Annotated in this window: 23 protein-coding genes; 8 read left to right on the top strand and 15 right to left on the bottom strand. The window is 76.0% G+C overall.

What is annotated here, in order from left to right:
• Positions 1 to 46 precede the first annotated feature (46 nt).
• A complete protein-coding gene (locus AB0O91_RS16905; RefSeq protein ID WP_363433161.1) occupies positions 47 to 772 on the top strand; it encodes a dienelactone hydrolase family protein in 726 nt (241 codons plus the stop codon).
• Between the two features lie 77 nt (positions 773 to 849).
• Here the strand turns inward: AB0O91_RS16905 and AB0O91_RS16900 are convergent, their stop codons facing one another.
• Complete coding sequence (locus AB0O91_RS16900; protein WP_363433158.1) at positions 850 to 1,053, bottom strand: cold-shock protein; 204 nt, start codon at positions 1,051 to 1,053, stop codon at positions 850 to 852.
• Positions 1,054 to 1,243: 190 nt separating this feature from the next.
• On the opposite strand from AB0O91_RS16900, the gene AB0O91_RS16895 reads away from it, so the two are divergent.
• Positions 1,244 to 1,504 (top strand): hypothetical protein, encoded by a 261-nt coding sequence (locus tag AB0O91_RS16895; RefSeq protein ID WP_363433155.1) that lies wholly within the window; start codon positions 1,244 to 1,246, stop codon positions 1,502 to 1,504.
• A gap of 7 nt (positions 1,505 to 1,511) precedes the next feature.
• On the opposite strand, the gene AB0O91_RS16890 is transcribed toward AB0O91_RS16895, so the two are convergent.
• From AB0O91_RS16890 to AB0O91_RS16875, 4 genes are all read right to left on the bottom strand, one after another.
• Positions 1,512 to 1,823: a hypothetical protein gene (locus AB0O91_RS16890; RefSeq protein ID WP_363433153.1), complete on the bottom strand. Its 312-nt coding sequence runs from the start codon at positions 1,821 to 1,823 to the stop codon at positions 1,512 to 1,514.
• A 172-nt stretch (positions 1,824 to 1,995) separates the two neighbouring features.
• Positions 1,996 to 2,241, bottom strand: coding sequence for a hypothetical protein (locus tag AB0O91_RS16885; protein WP_363433150.1), 246 nt, complete (start codon positions 2,239 to 2,241; stop codon positions 1,996 to 1,998).
• A 101-nt stretch (positions 2,242 to 2,342) separates the two neighbouring features.
• Positions 2,343 to 2,765: a hypothetical protein gene (locus AB0O91_RS16880; protein WP_363433148.1), complete on the bottom strand. Its 423-nt coding sequence runs from the start codon at positions 2,763 to 2,765 to the stop codon at positions 2,343 to 2,345.
• A gap of 474 nt (positions 2,766 to 3,239) precedes the next feature.
• On the bottom strand, positions 3,240 to 3,902 hold the full coding sequence (locus tag AB0O91_RS16875) for a histone deacetylase (RefSeq protein ID WP_363433146.1): 663 nt from the start codon (positions 3,900 to 3,902) through the stop codon (positions 3,240 to 3,242).
• A 425-nt stretch (positions 3,903 to 4,327) separates the two neighbouring features.
• Here AB0O91_RS16875 and AB0O91_RS16870 point away from each other — a divergent pair, with 425 nt between their 5' ends.
• The 3 genes from AB0O91_RS16870 to AB0O91_RS16860 all read left to right on the top strand — a co-directional run bounded on the left by AB0O91_RS16870 (position 4,328) and on the right by AB0O91_RS16860 (position 10,043).
• Positions 4,328 to 8,323: a Pls/PosA family non-ribosomal peptide synthetase gene (locus AB0O91_RS16870; RefSeq protein WP_363433144.1), complete on the top strand. Its 3,996-nt coding sequence runs from the start codon at positions 4,328 to 4,330 to the stop codon at positions 8,321 to 8,323.
• A 247-nt stretch (positions 8,324 to 8,570) separates the two neighbouring features.
• Entirely contained in the window at positions 8,571 to 9,143 is a 573-nt protein-coding gene (locus AB0O91_RS16865) for an isoprenylcysteine carboxylmethyltransferase family protein (RefSeq protein ID WP_363433141.1), read from the top strand.
• Positions 9,144 to 9,419: 276 nt separating this feature from the next.
• The gene (locus AB0O91_RS16860; protein WP_363433139.1) at positions 9,420 to 10,043 is read left to right on the top strand and encodes a hypothetical protein; all 624 of its coding nucleotides are present in this window, start codon (positions 9,420 to 9,422) and stop codon (positions 10,041 to 10,043) included.
• A 42-nt stretch (positions 10,044 to 10,085) separates the two neighbouring features.
• Here AB0O91_RS16860 and AB0O91_RS16855 read toward each other — a convergent pair whose 3' ends face one another.
• The 3 genes from AB0O91_RS16855 to AB0O91_RS16845 all read right to left on the bottom strand — a co-directional run bounded on the left by AB0O91_RS16855 (position 10,086) and on the right by AB0O91_RS16845 (position 12,711).
• Positions 10,086 to 10,721 carry a flavin reductase family protein gene (locus AB0O91_RS16855; RefSeq protein ID WP_363433136.1) on the bottom strand — a complete coding sequence of 212 codons (636 nt, stop codon included), beginning with the start codon at positions 10,719 to 10,721 and terminating at the stop codon, positions 10,086 to 10,088.
• Positions 10,722 to 10,892: 171 nt separating this feature from the next.
• Positions 10,893 to 11,525, bottom strand: coding sequence for a carbonic anhydrase (locus tag AB0O91_RS16850; RefSeq protein WP_363433133.1), 633 nt, complete (start codon positions 11,523 to 11,525; stop codon positions 10,893 to 10,895).
• A gap of 88 nt (positions 11,526 to 11,613) precedes the next feature.
• Positions 11,614 to 12,711 carry a PP2C family protein-serine/threonine phosphatase gene (locus AB0O91_RS16845; protein WP_363433131.1) on the bottom strand — a complete coding sequence of 366 codons (1,098 nt, stop codon included), beginning with the start codon at positions 12,709 to 12,711 and terminating at the stop codon, positions 11,614 to 11,616.
• A 107-nt stretch (positions 12,712 to 12,818) separates the two neighbouring features.
• Here AB0O91_RS16845 and AB0O91_RS16840 point away from each other — a divergent pair, with 107 nt between their 5' ends.
• Complete coding sequence (locus AB0O91_RS16840; RefSeq protein ID WP_363433129.1) at positions 12,819 to 13,226, top strand: helix-turn-helix transcriptional regulator; 408 nt, start codon at positions 12,819 to 12,821, stop codon at positions 13,224 to 13,226.
• A gap of 28 nt (positions 13,227 to 13,254) precedes the next feature.
• Positions 13,255 to 13,671, top strand: coding sequence for a VOC family protein (locus AB0O91_RS16835; protein WP_363433127.1), 417 nt, complete (start codon positions 13,255 to 13,257; stop codon positions 13,669 to 13,671).
• 45 nt (positions 13,672 to 13,716) lie between these two features.
• On the opposite strand, the gene AB0O91_RS16830 is transcribed toward AB0O91_RS16835, so the two are convergent.
• The 5 genes from AB0O91_RS16830 to AB0O91_RS16810 form a co-directional block, all read right to left on the bottom strand.
• The gene (locus AB0O91_RS16830; RefSeq protein ID WP_363433124.1) at positions 13,717 to 13,932 is read right to left on the bottom strand and encodes a hypothetical protein; all 216 of its coding nucleotides are present in this window, start codon (positions 13,930 to 13,932) and stop codon (positions 13,717 to 13,719) included.
• Positions 13,929 to 14,699 carry a MerR family transcriptional regulator gene (locus AB0O91_RS16825; RefSeq protein WP_363433122.1) on the bottom strand — a complete coding sequence of 257 codons (771 nt, stop codon included), beginning with the start codon at positions 14,697 to 14,699 and terminating at the stop codon, positions 13,929 to 13,931. Before AB0O91_RS16825 ends, AB0O91_RS16830 begins: the two co-directional genes overlap by 4 nt.
• A 43-nt stretch (positions 14,700 to 14,742) precedes the next feature.
• A complete protein-coding gene (locus AB0O91_RS16820; RefSeq protein WP_363433119.1) occupies positions 14,743 to 15,957 on the bottom strand; it encodes an FAD-dependent monooxygenase in 1,215 nt (404 codons plus the stop codon).
• A 189-nt stretch (positions 15,958 to 16,146) separates the two neighbouring features.
• Positions 16,147 to 17,070: a hypothetical protein gene (locus tag AB0O91_RS16815; RefSeq protein WP_363433116.1), complete on the bottom strand. Its 924-nt coding sequence runs from the start codon at positions 17,068 to 17,070 to the stop codon at positions 16,147 to 16,149.
• A 194-nt stretch (positions 17,071 to 17,264) separates the two neighbouring features.
• On the bottom strand, positions 17,265 to 18,503 hold the full coding sequence (locus AB0O91_RS16810; protein WP_363433113.1) for an MFS transporter: 1,239 nt from the start codon (positions 18,501 to 18,503) through the stop codon (positions 17,265 to 17,267).
• A gap of 265 nt (positions 18,504 to 18,768) precedes the next feature.
• Here AB0O91_RS16810 and AB0O91_RS16805 point away from each other — a divergent pair, with 265 nt between their 5' ends.
• Positions 18,769 to 19,332, top strand: a complete 564-nt coding sequence (locus tag AB0O91_RS16805) for a DinB family protein (protein ID WP_363433110.1) — start codon at positions 18,769 to 18,771, stop codon at positions 19,330 to 19,332.
• 68 nt (positions 19,333 to 19,400) lie between these two features.
• On the opposite strand, the gene AB0O91_RS16800 is transcribed toward AB0O91_RS16805, so the two are convergent.
• Together AB0O91_RS16800 and AB0O91_RS16795 are read right to left on the bottom strand one after the other, a co-directional pair.
• Complete coding sequence (locus tag AB0O91_RS16800; protein WP_363433108.1) at positions 19,401 to 20,903, bottom strand: alpha/beta hydrolase; 1,503 nt, start codon at positions 20,901 to 20,903, stop codon at positions 19,401 to 19,403.
• Between the two features lie 193 nt (positions 20,904 to 21,096).
• Positions 21,097 to 21,582: hypothetical protein (locus AB0O91_RS16795; RefSeq protein ID WP_363433106.1), on the bottom strand; the 486-nt coding region annotated here is incomplete at its 5' end.

Below are 21,582 nucleotides of genomic sequence, written 5' to 3'. Positions count from 1 at the left end.
GAAGGCCCGCCCCGCCGGGCCCGGCCGTCGCCTACCGTCCCCTCCCATGGACACCGTCACCACCCGCACGGTCGAGTACCCCGCCGACGGCCTCACCATGGTCGGCCACCTCGCCCTCCCGGCCGGCGCCGGCCCCCGCCCCGCCGTCCTGATCGGCCCCGAGGGCCCCGGCCTCAACGACTTCCAGCGCCGCCGCGCCGACGCCCTCGCCGAACTCGGCTACGTCGCCCTGGCCTTCGACCTCCACGGCGGCCGCTGGTTCACCGACCCCCAGGAGATGCTGGCCCGCTGCCTGCCGCTGCTCGCCGACCCCGACCGGCTGCGCGGCATCGGCCGTGCGGCCCTGGACGTGCTGCGCGCCGAGCCGCGCACCGACCCCGGGCGGATCGCCGCCGTCGGCTACGGCACCGGCGGCGCCGTCGTCGTCGAACTCGCCCGCGCCGGCGTCGACCTGAAAGCCGTCGGTACGGTCAACGGCCTGTTCACCGGCCGTCCCGGCGAGGCCGCGAACATCCGCTGCCCGGTGTGGGCGGGCGTCGGTTCCGAGGACCCGATCCAGCCCGCCGCCCAACGCGAGGCCTTCGCCGCCGAGTTGCAGGCCGCCGGGGTGGACTGGCGGATCACCGTCTACGGCGGCGCCGAGCACGCCTTCCACCACCCGTCCGTCCCCCAGGCCGTCCTGCCCGGTGTCCGCCACCACCCGGTGCACGCCCGGCGGGCCTGGCGCGACGTGCTGGCCCTGCTCGACGAATGCCTGCCCCTGGACGGCTGACCCGGAAGGCGCGGCCGGGCACGGCAAGGCCCCGCAGCCGGAGTCCTCACCGGCTGCGGGGCCCTGGGCACGCCGCGTCAGATCGCGCGGACCTGCTCGGCCTGCGGGCCCTTCTGGCCCTGGGTGATCTCGAACTCCACGGCCTGGCCCTCTTCGAGGTTGCGGTAGCCGGTGCCGACGATGGCGGAGAAGTGGACGAAGACGTCCGGGCCGCCGCCGTCCTGGGCCAGGAAGCCGAAGCCCTTCTCGCCGTTGAACCACTTCACGGTACCCGTGGCCATACTGGTCTCCTTCGGGACGACGGGGCGCGCGCTGCCGCGCACCCCGGGGGGTCGGTCGCGTCCAGGAACAGCAGGTTCAGCGGTACCGCGGACGGCGAATCTCGGTGATCACATTACCGGCCGATTGCGGTCCGTGATCACCTGTTGCGTGAATTCCGTCCGGCCGACGGTATCCGGGCAGGTGGGGCGGGTGACGCCCCGCCAACTCGGGGGCCCACCGGGCCCACCGGGCGCCTCGGTGCGGGTGGACGACACGGCCCCGGACGACGACCCGGTCGCCCCCGGGCGGGGGTGCGGGGTGGAGGTCCGGGGCCGGGCCGAGGTGCCGGCCGTCGAGGTGCTGCCGACGGCGCCCGGGCGGTTCGGCCAGGACATCGTCCGCGTCCACCCGCGCCGGATCGTCACTCGGAACCTGGAGACGCCGGGCAGCAGCGCCCGCCACGTCGGGTGACCGTCGGTCAGTCCAGCGGCATGAAGCTGCCGACGTTCGCGACCCGGGACTCGCCCGAGTCCAGCGGGTTGAAGACCTGCGTCGAGCAGGTCTTGTCGGGGAACAGCAGGATCGTGCCGATGGTGACGTTGCTGATGTCGGTGCCCTGGCCGAGGCCGGTGTAGCACTGCCCGGCCTTCGGGTCGGCGATGTCGATGTGCAGCAGCGCGCGGTCCATCCGCACGAAGCCGGGGGCGGCCGAGGCGGTGGACAGGTTGACGAAGGACAGGGCGAGCAGGCCGGCCGTGACGGCCAGCAGCGGGCGCAGGCGCAGACGCATGGGGGAACTCCTGAAGGGTGGGGGAGGGGTGGTCACGCGGAAACGCAGGGCCCGCACCGGTACGGGCCCTGCGTCCCAGCTGACGGATTACCCCCGCCCCGGCCCCACCCCCACCTCCGGGCAGGGCAGTTCACCCGAACGGGATGCGCGCGCCCGACGGGTCCGGCGCCCGTCAGCGGCCCCAGCGCTGCTGGTCGGCCGGCGGCGGGAACGGGGCCGGGGCCGGCTGGCGCGGAGGGTGCGGCGGCGGGACCTGCGGGGGCGGCCCGGTGCGGCCGGCGACGGCGGCCGCGAGCGCGAGGATCGCCTCGACCTGGGCCATCTCGACGCGGATCTCGGGGGTGATCCCCAGCACCTTGGACTGGAGCTGGGCGAGGATCGTCTCGGCCCGGGCGGCATGGGTGTGGTAGTCGGACATGGCGGCACCGTAGCGGGTGGCCCCAACCGTGTGCAGGGCAGGGCGTTTTCGGGCGGACCGGGGGATGGACCAGGGGTGGACCAGGGGCGGACCGGGGGCGCTCAGCCGGGCGGCGGCCCGTCCCCGCGGTGGAGGACGGCGCCGTCCCGGAACCCCCAGGAGCAGTCGTGCGGGGCCATCCGCCAGCCCTCGGGTGCCCGGCGGGCCGCCGTGATCCAGGCGGCGAGGCGGGGGAGGGCGTCCTGGCGCAGGGCCCGCCGGGTGGCGGCCCGTTCGGCGGCCGGGACCGGGGCGACGACGATCCGCACCGGGGACCACCAGGCCGGGCGGACGCCGCTGTGGCTGTAGTTGGAGGAGGGCTGCGGCTCCCACCGGGCCAGCAGCACGAATCCGTCGTCGGAGGGGAGCTCGCCGAAGTACACGTCGGCGGCCTCCGCCTCCTGCGCACCGAGGCCCTCGCGCAGGTCCGTCGGGGTCAGGGGCCAGGAGAGGTCGCGCGGCAGGCGGCGGTTGCGGGCTGGCATGGCCCGAAGGATCGCACGCGACCCGCCGCCCGGGCACCCGGTTATTCCGCGCCGCGCCCAACACGCCTTCAAGGAAGGGAAGTTGCACGCACGAACGGCCGCGCCGGGCGGGCGGCATCCGAGGCGCGAGCGGAAGGCCGACGGGAGCGGCGGGGCGACGGGACGGCGCGACGCCCTCCGGCCCCGCCCCGGCCCTCGCCCCGGCGGCGGTGCGGCGGTGCGGCGGGGACGACCGCCGGCGGCCGCGCACCGGCCCCGGTCACCCGCGCCGCGTGCCGCGCACCGGGCCGACCCGACCCGGCGCGTTCACCCGTCCGGGTGGACAGCCCTGCTCGGCGGGTCCTTCTTCCAGGTGTTCCCCCGGCGGGGCGGGCCCGCCGGTGCTGACGGACGGCGTCGATCACGGCCCCCGCCGCGGTGCCCCCACCCCCGCCCCGCCCCCGGCTACGTCCCCGCCCCCTCCCCGTCCCCCGTTCAGCCCAACAGCCCCGCCACCGCCGCCACCCCCCAGTGCCCGGCCGCCCCCGGCCGGCTGGCGAGGTAGCCGGCGGCGCGCCACGGCCCCCACCCGTGGGCCTGGGCCAGCCCGGCGCCCAGGGTGCGCAGGTAGGCCCCGGTCGGGGCGCCCAGCCCGCCACCGGCCGATCCGGCGGGGGAGGTGAAGGTGAGCACCGGGCGCCCCCCGAGTGCGCCGACGCGCAGCAGGGTCCCGTAGCGGCCCGGGGTGCCCGCGTCGTATCCGCAGGCCAGGACCCGGGTGAGGTCGGGGCCTGAGCCCGGCGGGCGGTGCATCTCCTGGGCGGCGACGTCGCTGAACTGGCCGGGGGTGAGGAGGTAGCCGCGGGCGGGGACGGTCCCGGGGCCGTCCGGGTCGTAGAAGGCGGTGGCGCCGCCGCCCCAGGTGGCGGAGGACCCGGCGAAGTAGAGGGTGCCGGGCAGGGTGAGCGCCGCGCTCGCCCGGGGCGGGCGGCGGTCGCGGCAGCCCGGGCAGGCGAGGGCGGCGCCCTCCGTACGGCCGCCGTACAGGTAGCAGGCGAAGCGGGCGGCGTGCAGGTTGGACCCGTACGCCGCGTACCAGAGCAGCGGAATCGAGCCGTCCGGTCCGGGAGCAGTTCCTCCGGGGCACACCGTCTTCACAGGAAAGGTCCGGTTGTTGGGCGGCGGCTGGAGAGTCTCACACGAACGTGAGGCTGACGTGAACAGGATGAGGATCCGACCAAAACCCCCTGATTCGGTAGCCAACCCCTCACTACCGGTACCGTTCCGGACGCCATGGTGTTCATCACTCTTCCCTCTGCCGTCACACCCCTCCGGTTTTCGCCGACTAGCCTTCACCAGCGAAAACACACGGAATTCCCCGAATCGACATTCGAATCACATCGGCATAGGCCCGATTGGCATCGATGATGAGAATTCTCTTTGACCGCACCTTCGCTGCATCCAGCGGACGCACAGTGGAGTCATGGTGAGTGGGCGCATCCCACCACGTGACAACGGCGTCACAGCACGTAGCAAGTGACCACGCGCCTCCCAGGACAACCGGAGCCAAGGAACCCATCCCTATGGACGCACGCCACGACACGGCTGGCCCACGCACGCTGCACCGACCCAACCCGGGGCAGGCCGCGGGCTGGCCGGTGGCCCAGCCCTCCCACCCGCGCAGTCTCCTCGACGTCATCGCCGCCACCGCCGACGCGCACCCGCACGCGCCCGCACTGGACACCGGCGACGCGGTCCTCGACTACAGAACCCTGATGCAGGAGGTCGACGCCCTCGCCGGCGTCCTGGCCGGACACGGCATCGGCACCGGCGACCGGGTGGGTGTGCGCATCCCCTCCGGCACCGCCGACCTGTACGTCGCCATCCTGGCCGTGCTGCGCTGCGGCGCCGCCTACGTGCCGGTGGACGCGGACGACCCCGACGAGCGCGCCGAGATGATCTGGCAGGACGCCCAGGTCTGCGCCGTCCTCGGCGCCGAGCGACGGCTGGCCGCCGGGCCCGCCGCCCGCCCCTCCGGGCACCCCGCCTGGCCCACCCCGGCCGACGACGCCTGGATCATCTTCACCTCCGGCACCACCGGCCGCCCCAAGGGCGTGGCGGTCACCCACCGCAGCGCCGCCGCCTTCGTCGACGCCGAGGCGCGGATCTTCCTGCGCACCCAGCCGCTGGGCCCCGGCGACCGCGTCCTCGCGGGCCTGTCGGTGGCCTTCGACGCCTCCTGCGAGGAGATGTGGCTGGCCTGGCGCCACGGCGCCTGCCTGGTCCCCGCCCCCCGCTCCCTGGTCAAGGCCGGCACCGACCTGGGCCCCTGGCTCGTCCAGCGGCGCATCACCGCGATCTCCACCGTCCCCACCCTGCTCGCCCTGTGGCCGCAGGAGTGCCTGGACCAGGTGCGCCTGATCATCGTCGGCGGCGAGGCCTGCCCGGCCGAACTCGTCGAGCGCCTGGCCGTGCCCGGCCGCGAGTTCTGGAACACCTACGGCCCCACCGAGACCACCGTGGTGGCCACCGCCGCCCGGATGCTGCCCGGCGAGCCGGTGCGCATCGGCGCCCCGCTGGACGGCTGGGAGATCGCCGTCGTCGACCCCGACGGCCGGCCCGTGCCCTGGTACGAGAGCGGCGAACTGCTGATCAGCGGCATCGGCACCGCCCGCTACCTCGACCCCGCCAAGGACGCCGAGAAGTACAGCCCCCACCCCGCGATCGCCTCCCCCCGCGTCTACCGCAGCGGCGACCTGGTCCGCAACGACCCCGAGGGCCTGGTCTTCCTCGGCCGCGCCGACGACCAGATCAAACTCGGCGGCCGGCGCATCGAACTCGGCGAGATCGACGCCGCCCTCCAGGCCCTGCCCGGCATCCGGGCCGCCGCGGCCGCCGTGCGCAAGACCCCGGCCGGCGCCGACCTGCTGGTCGGCTACCTGGTCGCCCAGCCCGGCACCGGCACCGACCTCGCCGACGCCCGCCAGCACCTGCTGGAGCGCCTGCCCGCACCGCTGGTGCCCGTCCTCGCCGTGGTCGACTCCCTGCCCACCAAGACCTCCGGCAAGGTCGACCGCAACGCGCTGCCCTGGCCGCTGGCCACCACCGGCGGCGCCGACCGCCCCGCCGAGACCCTGGAGGGCACCGCGGGCTGGCTCGCCGGCCAGTGGGAGCGCCTGCTCGGCATGGCCCCCGGCTGCACGGACGACTTCTTCGCCCTCGGCGGCTCCAGCCTCACCGCCGCCCGCCTGGTCTCCGAGCTGCGCACCCGCCACAGCGGCGTCTCCGTCGCCGACCTGTACGCCCACCCGGTGCTCGGCGACCTCGCCGACTACCTCGACTCCCTCGCCCCGGCCCCGCGGCCGGCGGCGGCCGCGGCCGGGCCGGAATCCGCCGCGACCACCGCCCCCGCCCGCCGGGTGCGACCCACCCCGCGCAGCGCCGGGTTCTGGCAGACCCTCATGCTGCTCGCCATGTTCGGTCTGTCCGGACTGCGCTGGGTGGTCGTCCTGATCGCCGTCGACAACCTCATGGGCAGCAACATCCCCTGGGCCCCGCACAGCTCCTGGTGGCCCGTCGTCGCCGGCGCCGTCCTCTTCTACAGCGCCCCCGGGCGCACCCTGCTCGCCGCCGGCGGCGCCCGCCTGCTCACCGCCGGCATCCGCCCCGGCAGCCACCCCCGCGGCGGCCAGGTCCACCTGCGGCTGTGGGCCGCCGAGCGCTACACCGCCATGTTCGGCACCGGCAACCTCACCGGCACCCCCTGGGCCGCCCGCTACGCCCGGATGCTGGGCTGCCGCGTCGGCAAGGGCGTCCAACTGCACACCGCGCCGCCCGTCACCGGCCTGGCCAGGATCGGCGACGGAGCCACCCTCGAACCCGAGGCCGACATCGTCGGCTGGTGGCTCGACGGCGACATCCTCCAGCTCGGCCACATCGAGATCGGCGAGGGCGCCAGCATCGGCCACCGCGCCACCCTGATGCCCGGCGCCCGCATCGGCGCCGGCGCCGAGATCGCCCCCGGCAGCTGCGTCACCGGCGCCGTCCCGGCCGGCGAACACTGGCACGGCTCCCCGGCCCGCCCCTCCGGCGAGGCCCGCACCCCGTGGCCGACCGCCCCGGCCAAGGCCTCACGGGTGTGGAACCTCGCCTACGGCTTCGCCTTCGTGCTCTTCGGCCTGGCCCCGGTCATCGCCGCCCTGCCGGCGCTGTTCGTCATCTACCCGCTGGTCGACACCCAGCGCACCCTCGGCTCCGCCCTGCTCCAGGTGCTGCCGCTGACCGTGCCGCTGGCCGCCCTGTCCTTCCTCTGCTACGCCGCGCTGATAGCCCTGCTGATCCGGCTCTTCTCGCTGCCGCTGCGCCCGGGCTTCCACCCGGCCACCGGCCGGGTCGCGTTCTGCGCCTGGGCCGTCTCCCACCTCAGCGACGGCGCCCGCCGGGCCCTGTTCCCCTTCTACGCCAGCCTCTTCACCCCCGTGTGGCTGCGCCTGCTGGGGGCCCGGATCGGCCACCGGGTGGAGGCCTCCACGGTGCTCGCCCTGCCGACCCTGATGCGGGTCGAGGACGGCGCCTTCCTGGCCGACGACACCCTGGTGGCCCCCTACGAGCTGCGCGGCAGCTGGCTGCACCTGGGCCGCGCGCACGTCGGACGCCGCTCCTTCGTCGGCAACTCCGGCATCGTCGGCCCCGGCCGCTCGCTGCCCGACAACTCCCTGGTCGGCGTGCTCTCCGACACCCCCGTCCAGGCCCCCGAGGGCTCCTCGTGGCTGGGCCGGCCCGCCTTCGCCCTGCCGCGGGTGGCCGACAGCGGCGGCGAGGCCCGCACCTACGACCCGCCCAAGCGCCTGATGTGGGCCCGCGCCGGCGTCGAGGTCTGCCGGCTCCTGCCGATCGTCATCGCCGCCCTGCTGGCCGACCTGGTCTTCGCCGCCCTCCAGGCGGTCCGGGACGACTACGGGCTGGGCGCGGCCGTCGGCGCGGCGGGCCTGGTGCTGGTCGCCGCCGCCGTCCTCGCCTGCGCCATCGCCACCCTCGCCAAGTGGCTGCTGGTCGGGCGCTTCCGGGTCGCCGAGCACCCGCTGTGGTCGTCCTTCGTCTGGCGCAACGAGCTCTACGACACCTTCGTCGAGGAACTCGCCATGCCCTTCGGCGGCGGCGCCATGACCGGCACCCCGTACCTGAACCTGTGGCTGCGCAGCCTGGGCGCCAAGATCGGCCGCGGCGCCTGGTGCGAGACCCACTGGCTGCCCGAGAGCGACCTGGTCACCGTCGGGGCGGGCGCCAGCGTCAACCGCGGCACCGTGCTGCAGACCCACCTGTTCCACGACCGGGTGATGCGCCTGGGCCCCGTCCACCTGGGCACCGGCGCCACCACCGGGCCGCACTCGATCGTGCTGCTCAACTCCTCGCTCGGCGACACCACCACGGTCGGCCCGGCCTCCCTGGTGATGCGCGGCGAGAGCGTCCCCGGCGGCACCCGCTGGCTGGGCAACCCGGTCGCCGCCTGGGACGGCGACCCGGCCCCGCCGGCCGGGCGCCGCGCCTCCCGCGGACGCCGGCGCGCGGGTGTGATGTAGCCCACGTCGAACACCCGGACAGGTAGCGGTGCGGTCACGGTTTCCCCCGTGACCGCACCGCTTCGCTTTGCCCGCACTTGAGGGGGAAGCGGACCCGGGCCCGACGGTTGTGAAGACGAACGCCGTGCAGGCCACCGCCGTGACGACCGCCGCCACCAGGGGGAGCGCCGCCCTGGGACCCCTGCTACCCGCCCGCCCGCCGGACATGCCCCGGTGGCCCCCGCCCGCCGGACCGTACCGTGGAGGTGTGCAGTACCGGCCGGGTGCGGAGTTCCACGCGCTGGTGGTGGCGACCGCGGTGGTGTGGCTGGTCGCCGAGGCGCGGCAGGCGCGCCGCCGGCGGCCGGAGGCGAGGGCGGCCGCGCACGGCGGTGCCGGGGCGCTGCAGCTCATGGGGGCGGCCGGGTTCGGCGCCGCCTACGCGCTGGCGGCCGGGGTGCCGCAGGCCGGCCTCGGGCGCGGCTGGGCGTGGGCCGGACTGGTGCTGTGGTGGTGCGGCCTGGCCCTGCGCGGCTGGTCCTTCCACACGCTGGGCCGGTACTTCACCTTCACCGTGCGCACCAGCACCGACCAGCCGGTGGTCGACACCGGCCCCTACCGCTACGTACGCCATCCGAGCTACACCGCGCTGCTGCTCGCCGTCGCCGGCCTGGGCCTGGTGATCGGCAACTGGCTCTCGCTGCCGGCCCTGCTCGCCGCCGTCACCACCGCCGTGGTCCGCCGGATCCGGGTGGAGGAGCGCGCCCTGCTGCGCGACCTCGGCGAGCGCTACCGCGCCTACGCCCGCACCCGCAGGCGCCTGCTCCCGGGCGTGTGGTGACCGGCCGCCAGGAGACGGGGTGACAGGGGACAGGGGCCGGGGCCGCCGACGGCACGATCAGGAACAGGCGGCGGTCCCGGCCCCGGTCCGTTCCCGTACGGGCGGGGGCATCGACCGCGGAGTGCCCGTACGGCTGCGGTCGGCACCCATTCCACGACTTCAACAGCACTTGAAGTCAAGCCCGGGGGCGCCGCCCCGACAGGAAACCGGACACCGGCGCGGGGTAGCCTCGCTCCCGGCGGGGGCGGGACAGGCGGATGGGACAGGGGCGGACGGATGGCGCAGCAGCAGCGCGGCTACTGGCGGGACGCGGACGGCTCGGCGGTCGCCGTCAGCCAGGCGCACATCGTGTGGACCAGGGCGGCCTACCCCGCCCTGGTGGACGTGGCGGGCCGCTACCACGCGGTGATCACCTACGCCGAGCTGGCCGAGGCCGTCCAGCAGGCCTCCGGGGTGCGCACCAGCGTCAACCAGCGGCACTGGATCGGCAAGGTGCTGGCCCTGGTGGTGCGCGAGGCCCACCGGCGCGGCGACCCGCCGCTGACCGCGCTGGTGGTGCACGCCACCGACGGCATGGTCGGCGCCGGCTACCAGGACGTGCTGGAGGTGGCCGGGCAGCCGCCGATCCTGGACGAGATGGACCGCGAGCAGCACGCCGCCGCCGCCCGGCTGGCCTGTTACCGGCACTTCGGCGCCGACCTGCCCGCCGACGGCGGCATCCCGGCGCTGGCCCCGCGGCTGACGACCGCCGTCACCCGCCGCAAGGCCGCCGCCACCGGTACCCGTGCCGCCGCCACCGCGGCGCCGGCGGAGCGCCCGCCGGCGATCTGCCCGACCTGCTTCCTCCAGCTGCCCGCGACCCGGGTCTGCGACTCCTGCGGGGAGACCATCCCGCTCTGAGCCGCCCGTCCTGCGCGGCGCCCGTGGCCCGAGGCCGGTCCGTCAGACGGCGGCCGGCAGCCGGCCGGGCATCTGCCAGCCCTCGGCCAGCCGCGAGGGGGTCAGCCGCCGGCCCCCGCCGAAGAACTCGCAGAACTTCATGATCAGCGGGTCCCAGCCGACCGGGTCCACGTAGTGGTCGGTGCCCGGCACGAGCAGCCGCTCGTCCACGTGGGCGCGCACCACGGTCACCTCGAAGGCGGTGCACCCCTCGTTGCCCGCCAGCGGCCTGGCCTCCTCCACCCGGCACTCCAGCTGCACCGGGCACTCGGCGGCCCGCGGCGCCCGCACCAGCTCGCCGGGCAGCTCGGTCAGCCCGGCCGCGCCGAACTTGTCCCGCTCGTAGCGGTAGCCCTGCGCCCGCCGGTACTCGGCGATGCGCGGATTGGCCGTCAGCAGCGCCAGCCGGTCCACCACGTCGACCTGCGCCGAGCAGGGCAGGTTGAGCACGCACTCGCCCTCGCGCCGCAGGTTGGCCGCCGTCTGGGAGCTGTTGCCCAGACCCAGCACGCAGGTCTGCCCCAGCCACCAGGCCGAGGACATCGGCATCAGGTTGGCGCCGCCGTCCTCGTTGCGCGAACCGATCAGCACCACCGGGGTGCCGAAGTAGAGGACCTTGAGATCGGTGACCTTGTGCACGGGAGGAGCCGTCCTTGCAGGGGGAGGAGCCGGATGAACCGCTGTCGGCCACCGACTCTGCCCCCGCCCGCGCACCCGCGCTGGCGGGGATCGGACGTCCAGTTCCCCGCCGGCGCCGGCCCGCCTCCCGTACTGCGGCTCCCGTACTGCGACTCCCGTACCGCGGCCGGGTCAGCCCACCCCGTGGGCGGCGACGGTACGGGCCTGGCCGTCACGCAGCCGGTAGGACAGGCCCACCACCGCGACCCGCCCCTCCGCGACCCCGGAGGCCAGCACCTGGGAACGCTCCACCAGCAGGTCCACGGTCTGGCGGATGTGCTCGTCCACGATCGCGTCCGGGTCCTCGATGCCCGCCGCCCGCGCCGACAGCACGCTCGGGGTGACCCGCTCCACCACGTCCCGCACGAAGCCGCCCGGCAGCTTCCCCTGCTCCAGCGAGTCCAGGGCCGCCGCCACCGCACCGCAGGAGTCGTGGCCGAGCACCACCACCAGCGGACAGTCCAGCACCGCCACCCCGTACTCGATGCTGCCCAGCGCCTCCGCGCCGGTCACGTGCCCGGCGGTGCGCACCACGAACAGGTCGCCCAGGCCCCGGTCGAAGATGATCTCGGCGGCCAGCCGGGAGTCCGAACAGCCGAACAGCACGGCGAACGGCTTCTGCGCCGGGGCCAGCGCGGCCCGCCGCCCGGCGTCCTGGTTGGGGTGCTCGGGACTGCCGTCGACGAACCGGGCATTGCCCTCCAGCAGCACCCGCAGGGCCTCGGCGGGGTCGGATATCGGACCGGATATCGGAGAGGAGATCATGCCGCCACCCTAGATCGCCGCCAGTGGCACCCGCAGCCGGGGGCCGCCCGATGGCACCCGCCCCCGATGGCACCCGCGGCCCGGCCCCTCAGGGCGCCGGCGCCCGGCACAGCGCCAGAACGGTCACGTCGTCGCGGCTGCGCCCGCCGCTCCAGCCGCGCGCCCGCGCCTCCAACGCCCCGGGCAGCGCCGCCGCGCCGCCGCCCGCCAGCTCGGCCAGCCCCCGCTCCGCCGGGTAGAACGCGCCCGAGGCGTCCCGGGCCTCGGTGATCCCGTCGGTCAGCAGCACCAGCACCCCGCCCGCGGGCAGCACGAAGCGCCCCACCGCGCGCGGCTCACCGGTCAGCGCCGCCAGGCCCAACGGCACCCCGGCGGGCAGCTCGACGGCCTCCACCCGGCCGTCGGCGTGCAGCAGACAGGGCGCCAGATGCCCGCAGTCCACGGCCCGCACGTCCCGGCCTGCCCGCACGCACAGCACCGTCGCGGTGACGAACCGCTCCAGCTCCCCGCTCTGCTCGGCGTAGGCGTTGTGCCGCTCCACCGCCGCCTCCAGCGCGTCCGCCACCGCCGTCAGCTCCGCCTCCCGGAACGCCGCCTCCCGGAACGCGCTCAGCACCGCGAACCCCGCGCCGATCGCCCGCAGACCCTTGCCCTGCACATCGCCCACCAGCACCCGGGTGCCGAACGGCGTGTCCGCCACGTCGTACAGGTCACCGCCGACCAGGGTGTCCTCCTCCACCGGCCGGTACAGCCCGTACAGCTCCAGCTCCGCGGTGCGCACCGGCAGCGGACGCAGCAGCTGGCGCTGCAGGGCCACCGCGCTCTGCCGCATCCGGAACAGCCGCCGCTCGCGCCGCACCCGCCGGGCGCACAGCGCGACCACCGCCGCCTCCGCGGCCACCACGCCCAGCAGGGTGCCCAGCCGGGCCGGCAGGTCGGTGGGCGGGTACAGCGCCGAGTGCACCGCCACCACGGCCGTCACCCACACCGAGGCGGCCACCGTCTGCGCCACCGTGCCCAGCCCCGCCAGCAGCGCCGGCAGGAACACCAGCAGCAGCACCAGCCGCGAACCGGAGCCGCTGGCCGCCTGCGCCGCCAGCACCAGCGCCGTGGCGACCAGCACCCCCAGCGCCGCCGCCCGGTTGCCGGGCGCGCGCGGGACGGACGGTTCGTCGTCTGCGGCCACCCTCCAGGGTGGTCGGCGCGGCGCGCCCGGCGCGAGCGGGCCGCCGCCGGGCGGGGGAGCGCGGCGGCCCGCTCCGCCCGTCACCGGCACTCGGTACGGTGGCCGGTATGCCCACCCGAGTGCCCCTCGACGACCTCGTCCGGCTGCGCCGGGCCCGCGACCGGATGGACCGCGAGTACGACCAGCCGCTGGACGTGCCCGCGCTGGCCGCCACCGCGCTGATGTCCGCCGGCCACTTCTCCCGCAGCTTCCGCGCCGCCTACGGGGAGACCCCGTACAGCTACCTGATGACCCGGCGCATCGAACGGGCCAAGGCCCTGCTGCGGCGCGGCGACCTGAACGTCACCGAGGTGTGCATGGCGGTCGGCTGCACCTCGCTGGGCTCCTTCAGCACCCGCTTCACCGAACTCGTCGGCGAGAGCCCCAGCGCCTACCGCGCCCGCGACCACGCCGACGGCGAGCCGATCCCCGCCTGCGTCGCCAAGATCGGCACCCGGCCGGTCCGGCGGACATGAGGCCCCCGGGCCCGCTAGTTTGACCGGCATGAGCATCGAACTCGCGCAGTGCTTCATCGCCGTCGACGACCACGACAAGGCGCTCGCCTTCTACCGCGACGTCCTCGGCTTCGAGGTCCGCAACGACGTCGGCTTCGAGGGGATGCGCTGGGTCACCGTCGGCTCGCCCGAACAGCCCGGCGTCGAGATCGTCCTGGAACCCCCGCTCGCCGACCCGCACGCCTCCGCGGACGACCGCCGCGCCGCCGCCGAACTCCTCGCCAAGGGCCTGCTGCGCGGCGTCATCTTCCGCACCGACGACTGCGACGCCACCTTCGAGCGCATCCGCGCCGCCGGCGCCGAGGTCCTCCAGGAGCCGATGGACCAGCCCTACGGCGTCCGCGACTGCGCCTTCCGCGACCCGGCGGGCAACATGCTGCGCTTCAACCAGCCGCGCGCCGCGTAGCCCTCCCGGGGCGGGCCGGGGCGGGGCGGGCCCGGGCGGGGGCGTTCAGGCGCGGTGCCGGGTGCGGCCCAGGTGGTGGAGGACCAGAGCGGCCTGGACGGCCTGGGCCAGGGCGACGGCCGGCAGGACCGACCACGGGAGCAGGCCGGCCAGGGCGAGCGGGGGCAGCACCAGGGCGGCCACGGCCAGCACCGGCACGGTGCTCAGCAGGCTGACGCGCAGCCGGAAGCGGTGCGGGAGCACGCCGTGCCCCGGGGTCACGACGCGGCCCGGCGGGCGTGGTCGAGGAAGGCGCGCACGTCGGCCCAGGCGTCGGCGGGGGCCTGCGGGTCGCCGGACAGGGCGGCCGGGTCCTCGCGCCAGGCGGTGCGCACGGCCGCGGACAGGGCGCTGTCGCCGCCGGAGAAGAGCCGGGAGAGCTCGTCGAGGCGTTCGGCGATGCGGCGCGCCCGGGGGTCGGCGGGGTCGGTGCCGGCGGCGCGCAGCTCCTCGGCGCGGCGGTAGAGCTGGGGCCACTCGACCTCCAGCAGGTAGTGGGTGGCCGGCCCCAGGGCGGCGGCGTGGTCGGCGAGGGCGTGCAGCTGGTCGTCGTCGAGGTGGCGGCGCAGCGCCCGGTCGACGGCGGGGCCGGCCGCGGCGGTGGCCCGGAGCAGGCGCAGCAGGTCGGCGGTGCCGGGCTCGCGCTCGGCGGCGAGGTCGGTGTGCAGCCGGGCCAGGCGCTCGCGCAGGGTCTGCAGGGCGGCCAGGGAGGCGTCGGTGGCGGCCAGGTGCTCGCGCACCAGCCGCAGCGGGTCCACACCGGCGTCCAGACAGGTGGCGATGGTCTCCAGCCCCAGGCCCAGGCGGCGCAGCGCGAGGATCTGGTAGAGGCGCACGACGTCCTGCTCGGTGTAGGCGCGGTGGCCGGAGGAGGTGCGCCGGGAGGGGGCCAGCAGGCCGATCCGGTCCCAGTGGTGCAGGGTGCGTACGGTCAGTCCGCTCGCCTCGGCGAGCGGGCCGACCTTCCAGGTCTGTCCGTCGGTGTGCATGGCACGAGCATTCCTCCTGACCCGACGTGAGGTGCAAGCCCCTTCAGGCGTGGGCGGGCAGCGGGTAGTCGGGCAGGGCGATGTCGCCGGCCTTGGCGAACTGGGCGGCCAGGATCGGGCGCAGCGGCCAGCGGCCCATGCAGCGCATGGAGGCGGCGCGCAGCCGGATCATCAGGGCGCTGTCCGGGGCGTAGCCCTGCACGCCGCCGGGCGGCAGCTCCTGGGCGCGGGTCACGTAGGGGCGCATCCGCTCCTCGTAGCGGGCGTAGGCGGTGCGGAAGTCCCCTGCGGAGGCGGCGAGTTCACCGGCCAGCAGGTAGGCGCCGACCAGGGCGAGGCTGGTGCCCAGGCCGGTGAGCGGGCTGGGGCTGTAGCCGGCGTCGCCGAGCAGGGCGACGCGCCCGCGGCTGTAGCGGTCGAGGTGGATCTGGCCGAAGGAGTCGAAGGCGAAGTCGTCGGCGGCGGCCAGCCCGGCGAGCAGCCGGTCCACCTCCCAGCCGGTGCCCGCGAAGCGCTCGGCGAGCAGGCGGCGCTGGGCGGCGCCGTCGTGGCGGTCCAGGGTGAGCGGGGCCGAGCGGAAGCCGAGGGAGGCCTTCACCTCGCCGGGCAGCCGGCCCGGCCGGGCGGAGGCGACCAGCCCGCCGGGGGCGTTGTACATCAGGAACCAGCTGTCCAACTCCCGGGCGAAGGACGGGTCGTGGACGGTGAACCAGGCGTGGTAGCCGCCGAGCGGGCGGTAGTGCCCGGCCGCCGGGCCGAAGGCCAGCCGGCGCACCGCCGAGTGCAGCCCGTCGGCGCCGACGACCAGGCCGAAACGGCGGGCGGGGGAGTTCTCGAAGCGGACGGTGACGCCGGTGGCGTCCTGGTCGAGCGCGGTGACCGTGTCGTCGTAGCGGTACTCGACGCCGTCGGTGGCCTCCCGGAGCAGGTCGGCGAGGTCGCCGCGCAGGATCTCCAGCTCGGAGACGATGCCCTCGCCCCCGAACAGCTCCACGGGCATCCGGGCGGCGTGCCGGCCCCGGCGGTCCACCAGGGCGATGCCGCGCTGCTCCACGCACAGCGCCCGGGCCCGCTCCATCAGGCCCATCCGCTCGATGACGGTGCGTCCGGCGCCGCGCAGGTCGACGGCCTGCCCGCCGGGGCGCGGGCCGGGGGCGCGTTCGACGACGACCGGGCGCAGGCCGTGGCGGCGCAGCCAGTAGGCGAGGGCGGGGCCGGCGATGCCGGCGCCGGAGATGAGGATGTCGGTGTTCTCCATGCCCGCAACCGTACGCCGTACGCATGGCGCTCAACAAGCCTTGTCCTGCGGTTATTTGGGGATTTCAGCACTAGTGCACTAGGGCGGTGGGGGAGTGCTCCCGGGGTGCGGCGGCAGGTTTGCGCAGGCGGGCGCCCGCGCCCGTGCACTAGTGCGGGGGCGTCGGGGGCGTCGGGGGCGTGGCCGGGGTCAGGAGGTCGGGGCGGCCGCGGGGGCTGCGGGAGACGCGGGGGTCGGGGCGGACGCGGGGGTCGTGGGGGTGGGCGAGGTCGGGGCGGCCGCAGGGGCCGCGGGGGTGCCCATCAGGGTGTGCAGCAGGTCCTCGCCCAGGCCCAGGCCGGTCTGTGACTCGTCCGAGAGGTCGTAGTCGCGGTACCACTCCGAGGGCGCCTCCGGGTGCGGGCCGCTGACCGCCACCCGCCCCGCGCCGTAGGAGGCGACCACGGCCGCGGCCCGGTTGTTGGTGTAGCGGGCTAGCACGTCGGCGTCCGGGCCGTGCACGTCGAAGTACGGGCCGTCCTGGAAGTACATCCGCTGCGGCTGCCCGCGCCAGGAGACGTCGACCAGGTGGTCCTGCTCGTCGGTGACGGTGGCGCCGTCGGAGCTGATGTACTGCCCGGAGTCGCCCGGCAGGAGGCCGTAGCCGGGGCCGCGTCCCGCCAGGTAGCCGCCCATGCACAGGCCCAGGTAGTGCCCGCCGCCGCGCACGTACGCGCGCACCAGCTCCGGGGAGAAGCCCGGGTCGCGCTGCATCAGGCGCCAGGCGGTGGTCACCTCCTGCCCGTTGGTGCCGCCCGGCTGCACGTACAGCGCGACGCCGGACAGCGCGTTCGGGCCGAAGCGGTCCTGCTCGTCGGGGCCGATGTAGCGCACCGCGAAGCCGTCGTGCTCCAGCATGTCGTGCGCCGCCTCGGGGCAGCCGTCGCAGGCGGCCGGGCCCCGGTAGACCAGGGCCAGCGGACGGCCGTCGGGCTCCGGCGCCGCCTTGCCCGCCTGGTCGGGGGCGGCGGTGGCGCGGTCCCCGGCGCCGCCGGGGGAGGGGGCCCCGCAGGCCGTCGCCGTCAGCACCGTCGCCGCCAGCGCCACTGCCGCCGCGCCTCGTCCAACCCTCATGACCTGCACTCCTGCCGCCCTCCCGGGGCCGTCCGCGGTTCGCCGCCACGACGCTACGTCCCGTCTGTCCCAGCATGCACACCAGCCCCCCTGATCGGGTGACGCGGGGGCGGCAGTTGACGGAACCGGGGCGGCGGACGGGCGCCGGGCGGGTGACGGGCGGGCGCCGGGCGGAGCGGGCGGACCGCCAGGGGTCAGGCGGACCCCGTCGACGCGGCGGGTGCGGCGGGCGCCGGGTACCGCCCGGGCCGGACCAGGACGAGGGCCAGCAGCGCGGCCGCGCCCCCGGCCGCGCAGGCCACCGCGAACGCCGCGAGCTGGCCGTGGGCGCCCACCAGGGGCCCCGTCCCGGTCACCGCCAGGCCCTGCCCCGCGATCAGCCCGCTGCCCAGCAGCGTCATCGCCTCGCCCATCCGCCCGGCCGGCGCGACCCGCTCGGCCAGCCCGAACACCGCGATCAGCGCCGGGGCCACCGCGAAACCGACCGCCGCCACCGACCACGCCGCGCCCGCCACCCCGTCGACCGCCAACAGGGTCGCCAGCAGCAGCGCCTGCACGGCCACCGCCGTCCGCAGCCGCACCGTGAGGTCGAACCGCCCGGAGGACGACGCCAGCAGGAACCCGGCCGCCGCGCTGCTCACCCCCATCCCCGCCCAGACCAGCCCGCCGACGCCCGCGTCCCCCCGGGCCAGGTACTGCACGCCGGTGTTGGCGGCGCCGAACACCACGCCCTGCAGCACGGTCGCCGCCAGCAGCACCAGCAGCGGCCCGGACAGCAGCCGCCCCGCCGCCACGGTCCGCGGCAGCGCCGGGGGAGCCGTCGGGTGCAGGGCGAACAGCGCGCCGAAGAGCGCCGTCAGCACGGCCGCGCACACCAGGCCCGCCGCCGGGTGCACCGCCCAGGCCAGGATCCCGACCAGCGCGGGGCCCGCCACGAAGCTCGTCTCGTCCAGCACGGTGTCGAAGGCGAGCGCCGGGCCGACCAGCCGGTCACCGTCCTCGCGCCGGCTCGCCAGCGCGATCCACCGGGTCCGGGACAGCGGCCCGACCTGCGGCACGGTGAAACCGGCCAGCAGCGCGCAGCCCGCCTGCGCCGGCCCGGGCAGCGCGCCGACCACGGCCAGGACCAGCGCGGCCGTCAGCGCCGCGTTGGCCGCCGACGCGGCGAGGAGCACCGGCCGGTGCCCGCGGCGGTCGGCCAGCCGGCCCAGCAGCGGACCGCCCACCGCCTGGCCCGCCCACAGCGCCCCCGCGACCAGGCCGCCCCGGCCCACCCCGTCGAGCGCGGTCACCATCAGCAGCGTCCCGGTCGGGCAGAGCGCGGCGGGCAGCCGGGCCAGGAAGGAGACGACTGGCAGCCGGGGCCCGGCCAGCCGGACGATGCCGTGCAGGGTGCCGGGGGCGGTGCCGGGAGCGGCGGTGCTGACGGACAAGGGGCGCCCTTCGTCGGTGGTGGCCGGGCAGCGGCCGGGACAGTGGCCGGGGGAGTCGCCCCACTCCACCGGATGGCCGCCGCCCCGGCCATCGGCACCGCCTACCAACCCGGCCCCCGCATCCCCGCCCCGGGCCTGGACGTTCCTCCCAACAGGCCCCGGGCCGACGGTTCCCGGCGCGCCGGGAACCGGGACGGGCGCTCCGGCGCGCGGGCGCCGGGTAACTCGCTGGCGGGCGGGGCCCGTTGCGGGCGAGGATGCCCGGATGAGCACTGAGCGACCCGAGCGCTGGACCCAGGCCACTGTCTACCCCGACATGTGGGCCGACCCGGCCGACGACCCCCGCAACAGCGAAGGCCCCTCCCCGGACGGTGAGGCAGCCACCCTCGCGGACTACCTGACCAACTACCGCCACACCCTGCGGATGAAGTGCGAGGGCCTGGACGCCGAGCAGCTCGCCCGCCGCTCCGTCCCGCCGTCCACCATGTCCCTGCTCGGCCTGGTGCGTCACCTGGCCCGGGCGGAACGCGACTGGCGCAACTGGATCACCGACGGCGAACCGCTGCCCAAGCTCTACGGCGCGCGCGACGCCGACTTCGACGGCGCCCTGCCCGACCCGGCCCTGGTCGAGGCCGCCTGGCAGGACCTGGCGCGCGAACAGGCCGCCCTCGACGCCCGGTTGGACGCCCACCCCGACCTCGGCGAGCGCCTCGGCGCGCAGCGGCTCTCGGTCCGCGAGATCCAGGTCCACCGCATCGAGGAGTACGCCCGCCACTGCGGCCACGCCGACCTGCTGCGCGAGTGCGTGGACGGACGCGTGGGCCAGTAGGACCGGTACGCCGGTACGCCGGTACGGGGCACGCGGTGGGTGGTGGCGCCGCGTGCCCCGCGCCCGCCTCAGCAGGTGGTGTCGGCCTCCGGCAGCGTGCCCTCGGACAGGTAGGCGTCGACGGCCTGTTGGGCGCAGGCGCTGTACCCGTTGAGGAGGACGGTGTGCACCCGGCCCGGCACGGTGACCAGCCGGGAGCCGGTCAGCCGCCCGTGCAGCGCCACGGCGCCCTGGTAGGGGGCGTGGGTGTCACCGGTGGACTGGATCTGCAGGGCCGGCACCGCGTTGCGCACCCGGACGAACGCCTCCGTCGGGTTGCTGCGCCAACTCGCGCACGGGGTCGGCCCGCTGTACACCGGACCGAACACCGGCTGGGTGGACAGGGAGTTCTGGACGGCGGTGCGGTACCACTGCTGCAGGCGCGGCGCGGCCGCGTCGTCGCACAGGTAGCCCATGGTGGCGGCGAGGTCGGCGCCGGCGTCCGGGCCGGGGGCCAGCAGGGTGGTCAGCAGCTCGTGCAGCGCCGGGCTCGCCTGCACCGGCTTGCCGTCGGCCGCGTCCAGCAACTGGCGCAGTATGCCCGCGTAGTCGGCGCTGTCGCGGTCGTCGCCCTGGCAGAAGGTGAGCAGCACCGGCAGCAGGGCGCCGTCCAGGTGGAAGCCGTCGACGGCGATCGGCGCCGTCCGTGCCCGGCGCACCAGGGACTCGACGGTGGCCCGCACCGCCGCCGGGCTCGCGCCCAGCCCGTACGTGCCGTTGCGCGGCGCGGCCCAGGCGGCGAAGTCGTCCAGCGCCCGCTCGTTGGCGGCGCCCATGTCCTGGAGGAACGCCCCGCTGCCGTAGCGCTCCGGGTCCGGCGCACTGTCCAGCACCAGCCGGTCCACCCGCTGCGGGTACAGCTGGGCGTACACCGCGCCCAGCAGCGCGCCGTAGGACTGCCCGAAGAAGGAGGCGCGCTGTTCGCCCAGGGCCGCGCGCAGCACGTCCAGGTCCCGGGCGGTGTTACGGGTGGTCAACTGGGGCAGCAGGGCGGGGTACTTGTTCCAGCAGGCGTCCGCGTCGGCCTTGGCCAGCTGCCAGGCCTGATCGAAGCCGGACAGGTCGGCGCCCACCGAGCGCAGCCAAGTGCTGCGGTTCAGGCCGCAGTTCAGGCCGCCGCTGGCGCCCACCCCGCGCGGGTCCAGGCCGATCAGGTCGTAGCCGGCGACCGTGGCCGGGGCCAGCTGGGCGTGCAGGGCCACGGGCAGGTCCAGCCCGCGGGTGCCGGGGCCGCCCGGGTTGGTGAGCAGGATGCCGCGCCGCATGGCCGGGTCGGCGGTTCTGATCCGGGAGACGGCCAGGGCCAGGGTGCGCCCGTCCTGCGGGGTGCGGTAGTCCAACGGGACGGTGAGCGTCGTGCACTGGGCGCCGGCGGCGGTCAACTGCGGGTCCTGGCAGGGCTGCCAGGCGAGCTTCTGGTGGCGGAAGCGGTCCAGCGGGTCGGGCGGAAGGGTGCCGGCGGAGGCGGCCGGGGCAGCGGTGGCGGCCGAGGACAGGGCCAGGGCGGCAGCGAGGACCAGGGCGGGTTTCATGCCGCCCACCCTAGAGTCGACCCGAACCGCTCTTCTCCGCAGGGCCGTTGGTGTCCCCTGCGGTGCCGTCGGCATCCGCCGCGGTGCCGCGGCCGGCGGAGCGGTCTCGGCCGGCACACGACCGGGCCGGGGCCGGACCCCTCGGGTCCGGCCCCGGCCCGGGGCGTTGCCGGTCAGCAGCGGGGGCGGACGCTCACCGGCTGAGGATCATCTGTGCGCCGCCGTTGGTGGAGATGGCCTTGACGACGGGGTCGCTCTCCTTGGTCCAGTTGTAGAGGCCGATGCCGTTCTTGGCGAGGACGGTGCCGGAGTTGTCGAGGATCATCTGGGTGCCGTCCGAGCCGGCCGAGATCGCGGCGATGCCCGGGTCGCTCTCCTGTACCCAGTCGTAGAGGCCGATGGTGTTCTTCGCCAGGACGACACCGTTGTCGTCGAGGATCATCTGTGCGCCGCCGTTGGTGGAGATGGCCTTGACGACGGGGTCGCTCTCCTTGGTCCAGTTGTAGAGGCTGATGCCGTTCTTGGCGAGGACGGTGCCGGAGTTGTCGAGGATCATCTGGGTGCCGTCCGAGCCGGCCGAGATCGCGGCGATGCCCGGGTCGCTCTCCTGTACCCAGTCGTAGAGGCCGATGGTGTTCTTCGCCAGGACGACACCGTTGTCGTCGAGGATCATCTGCAC

It is taken from the genome of Kitasatospora sp. NPDC089797, from assembly GCF_040684795.1.
Taxonomy (GTDB): Bacteria; Actinomycetota; Actinomycetes; order Streptomycetales; family Streptomycetaceae; genus Kitasatospora.
Note: the sequence above shows the minus strand (reverse complement) of the source record. Positions and strands in the feature narration are given on the sequence as shown.